The 18,089-nt window shown below is 48.9% G+C and carries 19 protein-coding genes; all 19 read right to left on the bottom strand.

What is annotated here, in order from left to right; all coding sequences use genetic code 11:
- Positions 1-4 precede the first annotated feature (4 nt).
- Positions 5-805 carry a menaquinol-cytochrome c reductase cytochrome b/c subunit gene (locus AN963_RS06030; protein WP_055743616.1) on the bottom strand — a complete coding sequence of 267 codons (801 nt, stop codon included), beginning with the start codon at positions 803-805 and terminating at the stop codon, positions 5-7.
- 31 nt (positions 806-836) lie between these two features.
- Positions 837-1,508: a menaquinol-cytochrome c reductase cytochrome b subunit gene (qcrB, locus tag AN963_RS06025; RefSeq protein ID WP_055743615.1), complete on the bottom strand. Its 672-nt coding sequence runs from the start codon at positions 1,506-1,508 to the stop codon at positions 837-839.
- A gap of 1 nt (position 1,509) precedes the next feature.
- A complete protein-coding gene (locus tag AN963_RS06020) occupies positions 1,510-2,028 on the bottom strand; it encodes a ubiquinol-cytochrome c reductase iron-sulfur subunit (RefSeq protein ID WP_055743614.1) in 519 nt (172 codons plus the stop codon).
- 223 nt (positions 2,029-2,251) lie between these two features.
- Positions 2,252-2,680: a DUF2487 family protein gene (locus tag AN963_RS06015; RefSeq protein WP_055743613.1), complete on the bottom strand. Its 429-nt coding sequence runs from the start codon at positions 2,678-2,680 to the stop codon at positions 2,252-2,254.
- A gap of 90 nt (positions 2,681-2,770) precedes the next feature.
- On the bottom strand, positions 2,771-2,986 hold the full coding sequence (locus AN963_RS06010) for an IDEAL domain-containing protein (protein WP_055743612.1): 216 nt from the start codon (positions 2,984-2,986) through the stop codon (positions 2,771-2,773).
- A 9-nt stretch (positions 2,987-2,995) separates the two neighbouring features.
- Positions 2,996-4,114, bottom strand: a complete 1,119-nt coding sequence (locus tag AN963_RS06005) for a hypothetical protein (protein WP_055743611.1) — start codon at positions 4,112-4,114, stop codon at positions 2,996-2,998.
- Between the two features lie 111 nt (positions 4,115-4,225).
- The gene (locus AN963_RS06000) at positions 4,226-5,170 is read right to left on the bottom strand and encodes a tetratricopeptide repeat protein (protein WP_055743610.1); all 945 of its coding nucleotides are present in this window, start codon (positions 5,168-5,170) and stop codon (positions 4,226-4,228) included.
- A gap of 102 nt (positions 5,171-5,272) precedes the next feature.
- On the bottom strand, positions 5,273-5,923 hold the full coding sequence (locus AN963_RS05995; protein ID WP_055743609.1) for a zf-HC2 domain-containing protein: 651 nt from the start codon (positions 5,921-5,923) through the stop codon (positions 5,273-5,275).
- Positions 5,920-6,510 (bottom strand): RNA polymerase sigma factor, encoded by a 591-nt coding sequence (locus AN963_RS05990; RefSeq protein WP_055743608.1) that lies wholly within the window; start codon positions 6,508-6,510, stop codon positions 5,920-5,922. Before AN963_RS05990 ends, AN963_RS05995 begins: the two co-directional genes overlap by 4 nt.
- Positions 6,511-6,658: 148 nt before the next feature.
- Entirely contained in the window at positions 6,659-7,777 is a 1,119-nt protein-coding gene (locus tag AN963_RS05985) for an amidohydrolase family protein (RefSeq protein ID WP_055743607.1), read from the bottom strand.
- Between the two features lie 337 nt (positions 7,778-8,114).
- Positions 8,115-9,395, bottom strand: a complete 1,281-nt coding sequence (aroA, locus tag AN963_RS05980; RefSeq protein ID WP_055743606.1) for a 3-phosphoshikimate 1-carboxyvinyltransferase — start codon at positions 9,393-9,395, stop codon at positions 8,115-8,117.
- A 75-nt stretch (positions 9,396-9,470) separates the two neighbouring features.
- Entirely contained in the window at positions 9,471-10,574 is a 1,104-nt protein-coding gene (locus tag AN963_RS05975; RefSeq protein WP_055743605.1) for a prephenate dehydrogenase, read from the bottom strand.
- 67 nt (positions 10,575-10,641) lie between these two features.
- The gene (gene hisC, locus AN963_RS05970; protein ID WP_055743604.1) at positions 10,642-11,736 is read right to left on the bottom strand and encodes a histidinol-phosphate transaminase; all 1,095 of its coding nucleotides are present in this window, start codon (positions 11,734-11,736) and stop codon (positions 10,642-10,644) included.
- 30 nt (positions 11,737-11,766) lie between these two features.
- A complete protein-coding gene (gene trpA / locus AN963_RS05965; protein WP_055743603.1) occupies positions 11,767-12,585 on the bottom strand; it encodes a tryptophan synthase subunit alpha in 819 nt (272 codons plus the stop codon).
- Entirely contained in the window at positions 12,585-13,811 is a 1,227-nt protein-coding gene (trpB, locus tag AN963_RS05960) for a tryptophan synthase subunit beta (protein ID WP_055743602.1), read from the bottom strand. The genes trpA and trpB overlap by 1 nt, the downstream gene beginning before the upstream one ends.
- Positions 13,774-14,442, bottom strand: a complete 669-nt coding sequence (locus tag AN963_RS05955; protein WP_055743601.1) for a phosphoribosylanthranilate isomerase — start codon at positions 14,440-14,442, stop codon at positions 13,774-13,776. The genes trpB and AN963_RS05955 overlap by 38 nt, the downstream gene beginning before the upstream one ends.
- Entirely contained in the window at positions 14,439-15,248 is an 810-nt protein-coding gene (gene trpC, locus AN963_RS05950; protein ID WP_055743600.1) for an indole-3-glycerol phosphate synthase TrpC, read from the bottom strand. Before trpC ends, AN963_RS05955 begins: the two co-directional genes overlap by 4 nt.
- A complete protein-coding gene (gene trpD, locus AN963_RS05945; protein WP_055743599.1) occupies positions 15,238-16,263 on the bottom strand; it encodes an anthranilate phosphoribosyltransferase in 1,026 nt (341 codons plus the stop codon). The genes trpC and trpD overlap by 11 nt, the downstream gene beginning before the upstream one ends.
- Complete coding sequence (gene trpE / locus AN963_RS05940) at positions 16,257-17,771, bottom strand: anthranilate synthase component I (protein WP_055743598.1); 1,515 nt, start codon at positions 17,769-17,771, stop codon at positions 16,257-16,259. The genes trpD and trpE overlap by 7 nt, the downstream gene beginning before the upstream one ends.
- Between the last annotated feature and the right edge of the window lie 318 nt (positions 17,772-18,089).

Genomic DNA, 18,089 nt, shown 5'->3' with positions numbered 1-18,089 from the left:
TAGCTTATTTCAAGCTTGCCATGTATTCAGCCAGCTTTTTGATTTCCGCTTCATCTTTAATCATACCGCCTGGCATTGCAGGTGGTTTTCCGTTATGGATGATGTCGGCAATCTGAGTGGCATCGTATTTGCTACCGATTTTTTGAAGGTTTGGCCCCATGCCGCCTTCCATGTTCTTGCCATGGCAACCCATGCAGCTTGATTGCGCTTTCCAAACAGCGTCAGCAGTGAAGCTGGAATCAGCAGGTGCAGGAGCAGTCGCACTGGATCCTCCACCTCCACCATGTTCTCCGCCAGCTTTACTCGCAGCATGATTGAGGGAATGCTCGTGGTCCGCAGCCCAAGTCAGATAGAATACGCCTACCAGTGCAGTCAGCATCAAGCCTGTTGCTACCGGGCGTCTGCTTGGACGGCGTTCTTTGCTGGTATCCAACCAAGGAGCCAGCATCAGTGCACCAAAAGCGATACCAGGAATGATGATGGTACCCAGGACTACCCAATCACCAGAAGCCCAAGGATATTTCAGCATTTGGTACAGGAACAGGAAGTACCAGTCAGGCAACGGAACGAATGACGTATCATTCGGGTTTGCCTTGTCAGTCAACGGCGACGGATGAGAAACCGTCAGCACGAGGAATCCAACCAGGCAAACAGCTGCCACCATCCACTCTTTCAACAGGAAGTTCGGCCAGAATGCTTCCGTCTTTCCTGGGAAGTCAGAGTACGATGGAGAAATGTTAGGGATGCGCTTCGCCGATACCCGTGAGTCTCCGACGAAGGTAGCATCTTTGTCTTGTTTAGCCATGCTATTTCCTCCTTAGTGAATCGAAGACTGTTTATAGTGGACCGGAAATACCTTGAGCGCGAATCATGACAAAGTGAGCTCCCAACAGGCCAAGCAGTGCACCTGGCAGGAAGAACACGTGGATCGCGAAGAAGCGGGAAAGCGTCTGTGCCCCTACGATGTCTCCACCTGTCAGCAACATTTTGACATAAGGACCAATGAACGGAACGGAGTTTGCGATCTCCAGACCTACTTTGGTTGCAAAGTATGCAGTGTTATCCCATGGTAACAGATATCCTGTGAAACCGAGACCAAGCATGGTGAAGAAAATCAACATCCCCACAACCCAGTTCAGCTCACGAGGTTTCTTGTAAGAACCTGTAAAGAATACACGCAACGTATGTAGGAACATCATCACAATGACCAAGCTGGCGCCCCAGTGATGCATACCGCGTACGATTACCCCGAAGGCAACTTCATTCTGCAGGTAATTAACGGACTCATACGCATTGATGATGTCTGGCACATAGTACATCGTCAAAAACATACCAGACAAGATTTGAATAACGGTAATAAAGAACGTTAGGCCCCCAAAGCAGTAAACGAAAGCGGAAAAATGATGCGCCGGGTTCACGTGCTCAGGTACTTCATGGTCTGCCAAATCACGCCACATTGGAGTAATGTTCAGGCGCTCATCGACCCAATCATACATTTTCTGTAACATCTTAGCCTGTCACCCCCGGACGAGGATTTCCTTTTACTTTCCCCAGATACAGCTTTCCATCTTTTACTTCCGTCTCGTACTCATCGAGGGATACTGTCGGAGGCGTTCCCAAGATGTGTTCACCGTTAATGGTATAACGGCCCATGTGGCACGGACAGAAATACTGATTTGGATGTTCAGGACTGGTGTTCCAGTCTACTGTACAACCCAAATGCTTACAGATCGGGGACAGAGCGAGGATCTCACCCTTGTCGTTTTTGGTTACCCATGCAGAAAGTGTAGATTCTGATTCATACCAACCGTCCTTGGTATGTACCTTAAATTCAACACGTTTCGGGTCGGCATTAAACTCATCCGGACTGCCAACTGCCACTTTATCTCCACCTGCATGTCCTTGTAGCAAGGGGTCAACCGCAAAGCGAATCATTGGAGTGATCATACCCGCTGCAAGGAACCCGCCAGTTCCCATCAGAGCGTAGTTCAAGAATGTACGTCTGGAAATTTCGCGTTTGTCGCCCATCTCTTTTTTTCCCTCCTTATCCTGTAAAATAGCGCAACGATGGCGTTTTCACACACATACACTAGGTCAATCCCAATCATAGCTAACGACTTTTCAGATGTCAAGAATGTCCAGTGGACATGTCTTATTCCAATCCCTGCTAGCGAAGTGATTGTTGCCATTTTGTCAAAAATAGCACCTTGCCCCTCCCATTTTTCTGTAGTATTACCGGAAACCTCTTTCTCTATTGCGTACTCCACTGCTGCCAATGACGAATTATTTCTTTATACAAGACATCGACAGTCACCTCAAATCGCAAGGAAGATTCCAGGTCTTCATCCCCTACAGGAAGCGTCAGGACACTTCCTTCCGTTCCTAGTTCCGCTACACGAACCCGATCACCACGGAAATGCAGCAAGACGTTGTGCACAAAACCAGAAGGAGTCTGTTGGGCGGGCTGCTCTTCAGCAAAATGATAGTTAACTGGATAGAGCAGCACTCTCCCTTTGAGTTTTTGTTCAATGGCGGCTGCCACATTCAACAAATAGTTCATTCGCAGGACATGCTCGCATACTTCTTTGCTGCCACGATACAAATAAATAGGGAGAAGTGCGGTATCTACAAAGCTCCGCAGCTCCTCCCAGTTTTCAGTTTCATTTACATTCCACTGCATTAGGTCGTCTCCTCTTCCATACGTAGTTTCTGGAAACTAGCGTACCATGAATCTGCGGAGACTGGCAATTGCCTGAACTGACCCGTTTTCTTACGCTTGCTCGTACGCCATGATTTCTTTTAATTCATCGGTCAGGCGCAAGAACACTTCTTTATTTTTCGTTGCCAAGGCTTCGTCAATTTCTTGATACAATGTACGCTTCCGATACTGGCGCATCTGCTCGTCTATCACCATTTCCGACAGCAAACCGGATACCATTTGATTGTTTGTTCCGTACGCGTTGGAATAGAAATTTGGCCACTCCATACCCATCCCTCACTTCAATAAAATAGTCGTTTCCGTAAAGCCATTGTATTTGCGAAGCCAGGTCTGGCTGGCATACGTCGCAGTGTACAACCACTGTCCGTTGTCGTCTTGGCCCACTCGCAGCAACCCGAGATGCACCATCATCTTGCAAACGCGATTCACCAAGATGTCTGTGGGTGCATCATAATAAAATTCCTTGATCCACGGTAAGAGCGTATCCATGAGCTTCTGCTGGCAGACCCACCCTCCTGCAGCGATCAATGGAATGAGCTGAACCAACATCGGCAAATTAGGAATAGCTCGCTTGTACAACCTCATCCAGAAGCGAATCAAATCGTGATAGTGCTGGTCTTCGTATGAGAGCTGCAGGCGTTCGTACCCCGCTTCAGTGAGCGCTACCTTCCCCCCAGACTCCTCAATCCATCTATGGTAATAACAGAAGTCATAGAGTAAGGAAAAACGGTCAGGATACAAATCAAAATGCAACCCGTAACCAAAGCGCCATTTTTGTGGTTGTAGCGTCTCTTCCTTGACGTGTAGAAATTGAAACAGCTGTTGCTGATGACGCTTGTACATCCCTCCTTCAGCCGTTAACGGTACCGGTTCTTGCTGAAGGAATTGTAAAAATTGCATGATATCGTCGCAAAGGGCAGTTCCCTCGTCACGATATGCGTCCGGTCCTGATGGGAGTAACTGATTTTCAGCTCTCCATTTTTCCAGCCAGCCGTGTAAATACGGCTCACGGATGTCCAAAGGGATCTGATACTGCCCCACCGTCTTGCTCTTGGCGGGAAAGATCCATCCACGTCGCATTGCGGCTGCAATATACCTCCGTGCTTCCTCTTGCCTCTTTTCCTTACTGCTTTCTAACACGATGCCTGCCTTGGCCAACAAATCCTCCAAGGACATGACTGTTCGTTTATCGAGGAACAGCAGCAAGAAAAAGTGCGTTTCTTCCTTGGTCAGTTGTTCGACTTCTTGCGAGATTGTCAACCTGTGCCTGAGACTAGACAAAAGCGACGTGATTAGTTCGTTTTTGGAATGAGGGTTGCATTCGCATCCGTAATGGTTGGCAATCTGATGGAGCTGCCGGATATCGGTATACACCAAGATCTCAGCCAAGTTCATCTTTGCATCCCTTCTTTACGATGACTTACTTGTATCCCTCATTCTTGCCAATATGCGGAAATATAAACAGGAAGCCACAAGTGTGACTTCCTGTTTTTCTCCCGTTATTTCTTACTCTTCTTCCGATTGCTCATCCCAAAGATCGTGCAACTGCTGGTATTCCTTGGCTTCGTCGTATCGCCCTGCTTGCGTCAGGAGAGCAATGAGACGGCGAATTTGATCAAGATCGAATCCCGACAGAGCAACGTATTGCATCAAGGAATCAATCGCTTTTTCTGTATGTCCCAAGGAAAGGTGAATGTCCGCTGCAAGTGGATACGCAGCCACGTACTCCTCATCCAACGCTTGTAGATTGTTTACCAGCTCCGCCGCTTCATCCAAACGCCCCAGATGGAATGCCATCATGCCACATCCATAGAGAACTTCAGGCGAGTGATCGAGGACGAGTGCCTGACGGAATACTTGGTAGGCTTGCTCGAATTGACCGCTCTGAGCCAAGGAACGCCCCTTGATCATCAAGAGGGACAGGCTCTCTTCTCCAGCTTGCTCGAGCACCTTCATTGCTTTATCATCTTCTCCGATACGGAAGTACAGATTGCCGAGTGCTGCAAGCAAATCCTGATTATCGGGTTCCTTTTGACGCGCTTGTTCCAAATATTTGACTGCTACTTCATCCAGGTCTTGCAGGGAGTAGAGATCAGCCAAAAGCAAGTCAAGCTGGATGCTTTCGTATCCAGACTCTTTGCACTCGTATAGCAAATGCTGTGCCGTCTCAAAATCGCTGGAATCGAGTGCGATTTCCGCCAACAGCATTTGGCATTCACGCCGCAAGGAAGGCTCCATTCCCGGATTTTTTTCCATGACGTCCGAAAGTAGCTCTCCTGCCTCTTCCAAATGTCCTAATCGATACCAGACTTCGGATAGATACATCATCACTTCCGGCAGATCTTTCCCGTGTTCCTGGACTTTTTGCAGAGCGGTCAGACCGAGCTCCAATTCGTCGTTCTCGATACGTTTGACTGCTTCGTCTATGACATAGAGCCATTTTTTAGGCATACGTAATCACCTCATATGTAAAATTGCGCGGGTATCACCCGATGTATAGTCACAAAAGACCGTCCGAGGACGGTCTTTTTCTTTACTTACGATCATATACCATTATGCCCGTGTAAGCCAGCTCATTGTAATAACAGTTATGAGAATACCAAAAACACTGAGCACGATGCTGTAGTTGGGTTTGGTCAATTCACTCGAAATTGGTTTTCCATCGAGTGGCACGATCGAAGCCGTAGCGTTAGCGAGAGTTTCCTCCTGAGAAGCAGGCGTCTGCGCTTCGACGACGTACGTACCGTCGTCAGATTGCATGGAGGAAGAAATCACCTGAGCCTTAGGGGTGTTCATCGCCATCACTTCACCGTTGATAACCAACGAGTTCGCTTCTTCCGTAGAACTCGTATTCAGGTACAAGGTAAAGGTGAACAACATCAGTAGAATCACGGCAACGCTTGCGCTCATGCGCCGCATTCTAGCTGTCACGCTAAAGATTTTTCGCCCAATAGGAATGGCCCACTTCTCCTCTGAAAGGATCCGTGCCATGACAGCATCCACAATCGAGCGAGAAGGCGTTACGGAATGATACTCTTCCTTGTCCATCTTCATCCACTCGCCGCTGTCCGTCCACATGTCATAATCGGCGCGACAGGCATAACAGCTTGCCATGTGATTGTCTACTCGTCGTTGCGTCACTTCTGGTAGCAGCTTTTCGGCGTATTCAGGTAAAATTTCCTGAACTTCTTCACATCTCATCATCGGTTCATCCCTTCAGCTTCATCCAAATGAGGGTCCAGGATGTAGGTTTCCAACTGTCCTCTAATACTTTGCCTTGCTCGGAAAAGCAATGACTTTACAGAGCTGACCGTCAAATCTAGGATAGTTGCGATCTCTGTATAATCCATTTGTTCATACTCACGTAAGATCAGAGCTGAACGCTGTTTTTCCGGCAGGCTGTTAATTGCCTGTCTGACCATAGACTCACGTTCATTGCGCAACAATACTTGCTCGGGTAATGATTTGGCAGATGCGACTGGCACTTGCAGCGTATCATCCAAATACACGTCCGAATTTCGGCTTTTGCGCAGTTCACTGAGCACGGAATTACGGGCAATCGTATAGAGCCAGGTAGAAAAGGTAGCTTCTACATCTCGGAAAGAATGAATGCTTTTATACGCCTTATAAAACGTCTCCTGACAGATATCCTCTGCGATATGTTCCAAATGTGCCTGACGCAGTAAATGTGTGACAAAGGAGAGGATCTTTTTCTCATATCGACGAATCAGTTCAGCATAGCATTCCAGATTACCTTCTTTAATCTCTCGGATAAGCTGGGAATCGGTCATGATCAGAGATTACCTCCTTGCGATTCCGATCCCTCAGCGGCCTTTTGCATAATTAGACTGCTGGGGATGTAAAAAGTTGCGCGTGCCTACGATTCTTTTTCTCGCTACACGGCTGGAATCCTTCACGAAAAAACCCCCATTTATGGGGTTATATGACAAATGTGTAGGGTCTGGTGTCGAATAGACACCTCCCCATGCCTACTGAAGAAATAAATCGCGTATCTCGATAAATCCATTTACCGTTCGACATAACAGATGCTGGAAGTTGCTTTTCACTAAAATTGAGAATAGTGGAAACATCATACTTTGTCAACCAGTTTTCCTTTTTTAGGAAGACAATATCTGCATCTGAGCCAGGTAGTAACGCACCTTTTCTCGGAAATAACCCTACAGCTTTGGCGACATTCGTCGAAGCTAGTCGAACCAACAAACAGAGGAGCTCTTCTTCCTGGCACCATCTCCGCCGATAATCGATCTGGACATCGTTCAGAGGTGCGATAAAAGGCATGGTCCGAAACCAATTCTGATACATAAGTCGCATAGCTCGGTCCGTCCATTCTTTCTTTAGGCGGAAGATATGGTAATAAGGATCGACCGTAATGGGATCTAGCTCAGCTGTCGATTCAGAAATCACAGTGCGGAGCTTCCAATACTGTGTCGCTTCCATCCAAGAGAGCCTGAGTCTTTCTCTTTGGTCCTTGGTAGATGAGCCTGACGGCATGTGTAAATGAAGAATCGTCTTATTTGACGTATGAAGCTGCGAAATCGTTTCCCAATTTATGCTGGAAATATCTTCTTGGGATCGTAAAGCGACGTGTAGCGCTGGATAGCCACGCTTGTTCCACTTGCTTACCTCTCCTTCGTTTAATTGGGAAACGTCGAGCCCGACATGCCATACGTAATCAATCGAGCTATTAAAATGAGGTGTCTGTTGATACTTCACTTGTTTAAGGTTCATCCAAGCATCGGGGTAAAAAGTATCGACGAAGCTTGTACAACCCATTTTAATCATACTGCGCAAACTTTCCATATATGTATTCCGGTCTCTGATCCGATATAACGGTAGCTGTGGCATTCCAATGAAACCCGGCAATAAATACATACCAGTCGCATCTACTTCGACAGGTGGAGGTGCCAAGGAGGACTTCTGCAAGGTGTCCTTGGCGATCCGCGTGATTTTTCCATCCACGATCCAAATATCTGCCTCTCTTACTCCATACGATGTTACGACCAATCCGCCACGAATAACCATCTCCTGTTGCGACACTGCTTGTCCTCCTCCCGATCCCTACACATCGAGATGCCGATTTGTACGAGCATATGCGCGAATCGGGCAAAAAGAACAAAAAAAAGACCGTCGTTGATTGTAAGCGCATTCAAACGACGGTAGCACGATTGTGCTTTTTATATTGGATAGGAGTGGAGAGAAACCATACTGTAGTTTTATATTAAACGGAATGTAAGCGCTTGTCAAATCATTTTTGCTAAAAAACAGGAGCTTCAGAAAGATTTTTTTACTGTGAAGATTCATTCTATCCTTGTAGGCTTCTCCTCCCCACAAAAAAACCCGCACGTATCCATGCGGGTTCGTTGTTTCACCTGTTTTATTGGCTGATTCGCTCCAGCAGCTCAGCGAAGCCTGGGAAGGATACATCAATCGCTTCTTCATTTTCGATGACGGTTTCTCCCGAAGCTGAGAGCCCGGCAATTGCCATCGCCATCCCGATCCTGTGGTCACCCATGCTGTCGATTACGGCACCCGACAATACGGACTCTCCTTCAATGATCATTCCATCATCTGTAGGCGTTACTTTCGCTCCGAATTTGGACAACTGACTGACGACTGTGGCGATCCGGTCAGTTTCCTTGACTTTCAACTCTTCTGCATCGCGAATCACTGTGCGACCTTTCGCTTGGGTAGCCATCACCGCAATCACAGGGATCTCATCGATCAGGCGTGGAATGATATCACCTGCAATCTCGATTCCCTGCAGCTGCGAGTGCTTGACTAATAGATCAGCAACCGGCTCTTCATTTACCACTCGCTCGTTTACCAGCTCCAGGTCTCCACCCATCGCCTGTACCACGTCAATGATGCCCGTACGGCTAGGATTGATTCCCACATTTTCGATCAGCAGAGAGCTTCCGGGCAGCATCATGACAGCCGCAATCAGGAAAGCCGCAGAGGAAATGTCTCCTGGCACCTGAATAGCACGTCCCTTTAAGGACTGTCCTCCCTCTACAGAGACCGTCAAGCCGTCACGCACGACGTTCACACCAAAGGCAGCCAGCATGCGTTCTGTATGATCACGAGACAAGTGCGGCTCTGTCACGCTCGTTACCCCTTTTGCCTGCAAGCCTGCAAGGAGTATCGCAGACTTGACTTGCGCACTGGCAACTGGTGATTGGTAGGAGATCCCTTGAAGATCGCCCCCGCGAATCGCGAGTGGTGTGAACTCACCATCTTTACGTCCATCGATTTTGGCTCCCATTTGACGCAGAGGGCCGATTACGCGACGCATCGGTCTTTTGGCAATAGACTCATCACCTTCCATGACCACATGAAACGGCTGTGTAGACATGATCCCGGACATCAAGCGGATCGTCGTACCGGAGTTACCTACATCCAATCGTTCAGATGGCTCCTGCAAGCCATACCATCCTTTTCCTTCAACCGTTACTTTATCTCCGTGCTGTTCAATTTGAATCCCCATACGGCGGAAGCAGCTAATCGTGCTGAGGCAGTCAGCGCCAGTGAGAAAACCTTCAATGGTTGTCGTTCCCTCGGCCAATGAGCCGAACATAACAGCTCGGTGTGAAATGGACTTATCTCCAGGAACTTTGACCGTTCCATTAATTTTATTAGCTTGTCTTACGCGAAGCACTGTTCCACTCCCCTTTTTCTAATAGCAGTCATGCTGTGAAGCGTCTTCGTTGTAAAGTCCGATTCCAGCAAAATGCTACATGCGTTTGTATACATTGTATTCGAAATAGCGAAGCAGCTCTTCCCCTTTTTCCATTTCAGACTGTGACTGAAACGTGATACGCAGCGCACCGTAAATGTCTTCACGAGTCTCCCGGATCTGCAAGTTGATAATGTTGATTTGTCTTGCACCCAAAAGAGTCGTAATCCGCCCAATTTCTCCGGGATGGTCAGGAATATCGATATACAAATCATACAACGGCGGCAATGCCCCTGCCTTCCGCTCGGGTAATCCATCGCGGAAATCGCGTGCAGTCTGAAAAAATTGCTCAATTCGGTCAGCATCCCCGGCTTGTACCAGGTCCATTACGTCTTCAAGTGCATTCGCCCAGTCCTTGGCGATCTTCAAGATCGGTTCTCGATTTTGCAGCAGGACATCTCGCCACATCCGTGGATTACTGGATGCGATCCGAGTAATATCGCGAAAGCCACCCGCAGCCAGGCGCGCGTGCCACGCATTTTCGTCATCGTAGCCAGCTACCAGGTTTACCAGTGCAGATGCTAATACGTGAGGAAAATGACTCACTGCCCCTACGACCTGATCGTGCGTATTCGGGTCCATCTGTACCACTTTGGCTCTCGTCAAGGATAAAAGGTCGACCAATCGATTGACCAAATGCTCTGGGGTGTCTGCATCAGGAGTCAAGACGTAATAAGCGTTTTCCAGTAGTCGATCCGATGCTGCTTCTACTCCGGACTTATGGGAGCCTGCCATCGGATGTCCTCCGATGAATGTCACGTGAGGCGGTACTACTCGGACTGCCTGACGTACAATCTCCGACTTGGTGCTACCTACATCGGTTACAATGACATCTGGTTGGAGATCCAGCTCAGACAATGTCCGTAATGTCGCGAATATCTGCTCCACTGGCGCGGCCAAAAAGATGACATTGGCTTCTCTCACGGCTGTCTGCAGGTCTGTCGTACCCGCATGGATGACACCGAGCGTCAATGCCTTGTCCAAACTATCTTGACGAACATCGTAGCCGACGACCCTGATCGCAGGATCGCGACGCATGGACAAGGCGATAGACCCACCAATGAGTCCGACGCCAATTATTGCTATGGTGGTTTTTTTCATTTCAACTTTCGATCCTTCCTTGTTGCGTGTAGACAAAGATGCCGGGAGTGTCCCGGCATCTTTTCATTTATTTCAATGCGCCTGTAACAATATCTTTCAGCACGGAAAGTACTTTCTCATTTTGCTCCGGTGTACCAATCGTGATGCGTTGGTAGCCCGGATGTCCGAGTGCGTTTCCGGAACGAATAATGATGCCTTGGCTCAAGAGCTTCTTGAACACCTCATCCGAATCACGATTCAGGTTGACGAGAATGAAGTTAGTCTGCGATGGATAGTAATCCAGACCCCATTCTTCAAAAGCGTCAGTGAATTGTTTCATGCCTTCACGGTTGCGCTCACGGCAGTTTTTCACGAAATCCTGATCGTGGAGAGCTGCACGAGCTGCTACCTGACCGAGGGTACCGGTATTAAACGGCTCACGCACATGTTCCAGCTGTGAGACGAGCTCTTCCGAAGCGATGCCGTATCCAACGCGCAGAGTCGCCAGTCCGTAGATTTTGGAGAACGTACGCAGGATGATCAGATTCGGGTAATCAGCCAGCATAGGAACGGTTTGCGGATATTCCGGATCCACTACGTATTCGTAATAAGCTTCATCCAAAACAACGAGCACGTTTTGCGGAACTTTTTTCAGGAAGGATTCCAGCTCTGCTGTTGTCACGATTGTGCCAGATGGGTTGTTCGGGTTGCATACCCACACGACGCGGGTCTGTTCATTAATCGCAGCAGCCATCGCATCCAGATCGTGCACACCATTTTTCAACGGTACTTCAATCAGCTCAGCGCCTTCAATGATTGCATTGGAGCGGTATTGAGAAAACGTCGGAGACGCCATTACCGTGTTGGTGCCCTCACTTAAATAGGCGCGGGAAATCATCAACAGATTTTCGTCTGAGCCATTTCCAAAGATCAACTGAGCCGGTTTTACTCCGAGAAACTCAGCCAGATCCCAACGCAAGCTCAGGCTCGCTCCATCCGGATAAATCGCCAAATTGTCCAGCTGAGCAGCAATAGCTTCTTTTGCTTTTGGCGATGATCCATATGGATTTTCGTTGGACGCCAGCTTGATTACTTCCGTCAAACCATATTCCCTTTTGACGTCATCAATAGGTTTCCCGGGTTGATATACCGGTGCATTCAGTATCCGCTGCTTCGGTTGCATCCACGATTCACTCCAGTCAGTTTTTTGACATTATTGTAGCGCACTCGCTAACTGATGTACAAACGTTTTTATTTTTTCGACAGCCTCTTTAGACTGGTTAGGATCTTTCAATTGTTCAACGTGTCGCTCGATTTCAAGCACGATTGCACTACCGACAATCACACCATCCGTATGTGGAGCAACTGCTTTTACCTGCTCCGGTGTAGAAATACCGAAGCCAACAGCAGTTGGAACGGTCGTACTGGCTTTCACTCTTCCCAGGAAGTCGGCTAAGTCTTCTCGCAGGCTGGCACGCGCGCCTGTAACCCCTAAAGATGATACACAATAGAGGAATCCTGTCGCTTGCTCCCCAATGGTTTGAATTCGTGACTCTGATGTCGGTGCCACCAGCGAGATGACATGGATGCCATACTTTTTGGCTGCTTCTACAGCAAGTCCATTTTCCTCGATCGGCAAGTCAGGAATGACGACTCCATCCGCACCAAACTTGGCAAGGTCTGCGAAAAAGCGATCGACACCGTACTGCAGCACCGGGTTGAAATAGGAAAACAAAACCAGCGAAGCCTCCATACCCGACTCACGCAGTCTTCCGACGAGCTGCAAAGCATCTGTAATGGAAACGCCGTTTTCCAGTGCTCGTTGTGAGGCACGCTGGATGGTTGGGCCATCCGCAAGTGGATCAGAGTATGGGATTCCCAACTCAAGAAGTTCTGCTCCCGCTTCTACCAGAGCATGTGCGATCTGATACGTTGCCTCCAAGGTAGGATCGCCTACCGTGATGAATGGAATAAAACGTTTACGACTGCGATCTTCAAACAAACGATCAATACGATTCACGGCTACCGTCATTACCGCTCGCCTCCTTTTTCACTCTCTAGTGCATCCTGGATGGTCAATACGTCTTTGTCTCCACGTCCTGATAGACATATCACCAATATTTCATCCTTGGACATTTGTGGCGCACGTTTGACAGCTTCGGCGATCGCATGGGCGCTCTCCAGAGCCGGGATAATGCCCTCTGTCCGGCAAAGTATTTGTACCGCCTCTAATGCTTCGGCATCCGTCACAGAAGTATAGGTCACTCGACCATTATCTTTTAAATAAGCATGCTCTGGTCCAACGCCTGGATAATCCAAGCCAGCGGAAATGGAGTGCGCTTCTTGTACCTGTCCATGCTCATCCTGCAGCAAATAGGTCAGGGAGCCGTGAATCACACCTGGACGACCGAGGCTCAGTGTGGCTGCATGCTTATCTGTATTCACACCTTGTCCAGCTGCCTCTACTCCTCGTAATGCGACCGTTTCATCCTGGATGAAAGGATAGAACATCCCGATTGCATTGCTTCCACCACCTACACAGGCGATTACTTCATCTGGCAGCTTGCCAAGCATTTGTAGGATTTGAGCGCGTGTTTCTTCACCGATGATTTTTTGAAACTCACGAACGATATAGGGATACGGATGAGGACCTACTACTGAGCCGATGACATAAAACGTCTCTTCCACATTGGAAACCCAGTAACGGATCGCTTCATTCGTTGCATCCTTCAACGTACGAGAACCGGAAACTGCCGGAATGACTTCAGCACCTAACAGCTTCATGCGGAAAACATTCAAGGATTGTCTGCGGATGTCTTCCTCTCCCATGAAAACCTTGCAGGAGAGTCCCAATTTCGCGGCGACTGTCGCACTGGCCACACCGTGCTGACCTGCCCCGGTTTCTGCGATAATCGATTTTTTCCCCATGCGCTTTGCCAAAAGTCCTTGACCAAGAGCATTGTTCAATTTGTGAGCCCCGGTGTGATTGAGGTCTTCCCGCTTGAGATAAATGCGCGCTCCACCCAGCTCCTCCGTCAATCGCTCTGCATAAGTGAGTGGCGTTGGTCTACCTGCGTATTCGCTCAACAGATGATTCAATTCTTGGCAAAAAGCCGGATTCTGTGTCGCTTCCGCAAATGAAGCTTCCAATTCAGTCAAAGCATTCATCAATGTTTCCGGTACAAATTTTCCTCCGAACACTCCAAAGCGACCTTTTTCATCAGGCACGATTCGCGTAGTTGTCGTTGCTTCCTTCATGCGCCTTCACCCTCTCCACCAACGTTTTTATTTTCTCGGCATCTTTTTCTCCGTCTGTTTCGACTCCACTCGATACATCGATGACGCCCGCCTGATATCGATTGACTAGTTCTGATACATTTCCAGCATTGATTCCACCAGCAATGATGCACGCTTTTTCCTTGCATGCTACCTGCAAGTGAGGGATATGCTCCCACGAAAAGCGTTTGCCCGTACCACCAGCTTGACTCGGATCGTACGTATCAAATAAGAAAGCGTCTACGTTGTCCGCATATCGTTCGATTTCTGCTGCTGCATCGTCTTCCCCGCCAACCGCGAGTGCTTTCCAGACTGGCAGCGAAAAGCGCTCTCTGACTTGTTGACAATACTCCGGGGTCTCCTGCCCGTGCAACTGAATCACCGCGAGAGGAACCTGTTCGATAACCTCATCCAATTCTGCGAGCGATGGATTAACGAACACACCAACGGCAGGTGGATGGTTTGGAACAGCGGAAAGAATCGACTTGGCTGTTGATGCATCTACTTTGCGCTTACTAGGTGCAAAAACGAAGCCTACGTAATCGACTGCGAGCTCCTTTAACAACGACAAGGTCTCTACCCGTTTGATCCCACAAATTTTGACGCGGGTCACAAGATCACCCCTGATTTCGAACCGACAGCCTCTCCTACTAACGAAATAACGGCTTGTGTCACATCGGACTGTCTCATGAAATGCTCCCCCACCAAGACCGCTCTCGCTCCAGCCTCTCGAACATTTTCAATATCACCAGGGACAGATATCCCGCTCTCACTCACTACCGTGATGGAGGTGGGTATGTCTGCAATCACTTCATGGGTAACCTTTAGATCTGTTTGGAACGTATTGAGATTCCGGTTATTAATACCGAGCAGTTTAGGCGTGATCGATTGAAACACCATCTCGCACTCTTTACGGTCGTGCACTTCTACCAAGACGTCCATCCCCAGCTCTTCGGCTGTTTGGTATAAGTGTCGCAGCTGATCACTTTCGAGGATCGCTGCGATGAGCAGGATCGCATCTGCACCGGCAGCCCTCGCTTCAACCACTTGCCGCTCATCGATGAGAAAATCTTTTCGTAACAACGGTCGTTTCACTGCCTCATGAATCATGCTGAGATACGCAAGACTTCCTTGGAAAAAGAATTCATCCGTTAGTACAGACATACATTCTACCTGCGCCGCGTCATAGGCTTTGGCGATCGCCACAGGGTCAAAATCTGGCCGAATCAAGCCTTTAGAAGGCGATGCTTTTTTTACCTCGGCAATCACACTGACAGGACGCACACTCGTCTCTAGTGCCTGGCGAAATCCTCGGGGTTTATCCATCGCTTTGGCATCCGCCAACAACGCGGACATTGATTTTTCTATGTGTAAACGGCCTACTTCTTCCCGTTTTTTCTCTACGATTTTACGAAGCATGAATCATTCCTCCTGCGATTTGACGGATGTGCTCCAGCTTTCTCATCACAAGTCCGTCATCGATCAGTTCAGCAGCGCGGATCACACCGGCTTCGATCGAGCTTACGCGATCAGCCAAATACAGAATAGCTCCTGCGTTCAGCAAGACGATATCGCGAGCTGCACCTCTTCTACCTGCAAAGACATCGTGGATGATCGCCGCATTTTCCGTCGCGTCTCCACCACGCAAGGCATCCTTTTCATGGCGACGCAGTCCGAATTGCTCTGGCTCTATGTGATAAGTCGTGATCTGGCCGTCACGTAATTCTGCGATGTGACTAACGCCTGTAACCGTTAGTTCATCTAAACCGTCTTCTCCTGCCACGACGAGCGCTCGCGAGACGTTTAGCTGACCGAGTACGGAAGCGACCGTCGTGAGCAGCTTGGCGTCATAGACACCCATCAACTGATGGCTGGCATTGGCTGGATTCGTCAATGGCCCTAGCAGATTAAACACGGTGCGGACAGCCAATTCTTTGCGAGGTCCGGCAGCATGCTTCATGGCTTGATGGTACAGAGGAGCGAACAAGAAGCACAGATTTGTCACACGCAAGCAGTCAGCCGCATCCTTTGGCGACAAATTAACGGGTACGCCCAGAGCCTCGAGTACGTCTGCACTGCCGCTTTTGCTCGATACGGCGCGGTTTCCATGCTTGGCGATACGAACACCGTCACTCGCTGCTACAAAGGCACTCGCCGTTGAAATGTTAAAGGTATGGCTTCCGTCTCCACCTGTTCCGCACGTATCGACTAATCCAGGAATGTCGATCGGGAAAGTCGTCGCTCTCGCTCTCATGGCACGGGCAAAACCGATGATTTCTTCTACCTGCTCCCCTTTTAATCGGAGGCTGGCCAGAAAAGCACCAATTTGAGCCGGGGTCGCTTTTCCGTCCATGATCTCACCCATCGCCTCTTCAGCAACCGTCGTGTCCAGATGGTTTCCTTGCAGGATCTGCTCAAGTGCCTGGGTTAGCATGATAATTCCTCCTTACGTGCGAAGAGCTGCTCCGCTTTTTCTAGTGCGGAAATCATCGCTGCAGCTTTGTTGATCGTCTCCTGATACTCATTAGCTGGTACGGAATCAGCTACGATCCCTGCCCCCGCCTGAACGTGAGCGTAACCGTCCTGGAAGAACAACGTCCGAATGGTAATGCAGCTGTCCAATGAGCCATCAAATGAAATGTACCCGATCGCACCTGCATACAAGTGACGTGCATCCGGTTCCAGCTCAGCGATGATCTCCATGGCACGAAGCTTGGGAGAGCCCGATACAGTACCAGCAGGAAACGCGGAGAGCAACGCATCGAAAGCATGGAGTCCATCGCGTAGCTTTCCAGTGACATGCGATACCATGTGCATCACGTGGGAGTAATTTTCGATCACCAGCGCCTCTTCTACTTTCACACTTCCGTAGGCGGACACTTTCCCTACATCGTTGCGACCGAGGTCTAGCAGCATGTAATGCTCTGCTCGTTCCTTGTTGTCCGCCAAAAGATCGGCTGCCAGCAACTCATCTTCCTGTGGAGTCGTTCCCCGTTTGCGCGTACCTGCAATCGGACGCATCTCCACTTTTTCATCTTCCACACGTACTAGCAGCTCTGGAGATGTACCTACAACCGTCTCCCCTTCATATTCGAGGTAGTACATATACGGAGAAGGATTCAAGGTACGCAGCAGTCGATACACTGCAAATGGATCGACGTCTGTTTTCACGGAGAATCGTTGGGAAAGTACCACTTGGAAAATATCGCCTGCTGCGATGTATTCTTTCGCTTGCTCAACCATACGTTCGTACTGCTCGCGTGTCATATTTGGCTCTACCGTCAGAGGTGTTGGCTCCTGGGTTGCTACCTGAATGCGGCGGTCGGCTTGGAAAGGAGCACTCACTTTGGCTGCCAGCTGTTCGAGTCGTTCACAGACTTGCTCGTATTTTCCGGCAATGTCAGATAGCTTATCACCATGCTCGACATGCAGGTTTACAATCAGTTGAATCTCTTGTTTCAAATGGTCAAAAGCAATCATCTCATCGACAAACAGAAAGCGCATATCGGGAACTCGCAGTGGCTCCTGACGATGTGCCGGAAGATTTTCAAAATAGCGAAGGGTATTATATCCGAAAAATCCAACTGCGCCTCCACTCAGTCGAGGGAATCGTGGCAGCTTTGGACTTTTGTAACGATCTGCTTGTTCTCGCAGAAAATGGACAGGATTTCCTTGATGAACCGAGCGTTCTCCATTGCGGCGCGTCACCGTGATGTCTTCGCCCTTTGCTTCGACGATCTGAAACGGGTTCATACCGATGAACGAAAAACGTGCCCATCTCGCTCCGCCTTCCACGCTTTCCAACAGGAACGAGTCATGCGTCCGCAGCTTTTGATACAGGCGGATCGGTGTTTCATGGTCTGCTAATAAGGTCATGCTTACAGGAATTAAGGAATACGAAGCCGAAAGGGATTGGACCTCGGCCAGTGAGGGGAAATACATGGACTCTCATCTCCTTTTTCAGAGGTTAGAAAAGAACGGTACGAACCGACTCTTTCCTACCCGCTGTCTAGAGCGAGAGGTAGGGGGAGAATTCTTATGCAAATAACGGCAGGACCGTTACTTGGTGACCACCTGGGCCACGATCAAGTTTTATGAAAAACATATATTGGTTTTTCATAAAAAAACCAGTGCGAGCACTGGAATGGGCGTACAACTATACCCAGCCTGCTCTTCTCTCCTCAACCTAACTCATCTCAACTCTGCTCTACTTGCTCTGCTCTCAGCCGGTGATTCATGTGACCTTTAAACGAGGCGCTC

The sequence above is a fragment of the Brevibacillus choshinensis genome (genome assembly GCF_001420695.1).
Taxonomy (GTDB): Bacteria; Bacillota; Bacilli; order Brevibacillales; family Brevibacillaceae; genus Brevibacillus; species Brevibacillus choshinensis.
The sequence above is the reverse complement of the archived record's forward strand: the minus strand, read 5'-3'. Positions and strand labels throughout refer to the sequence as shown.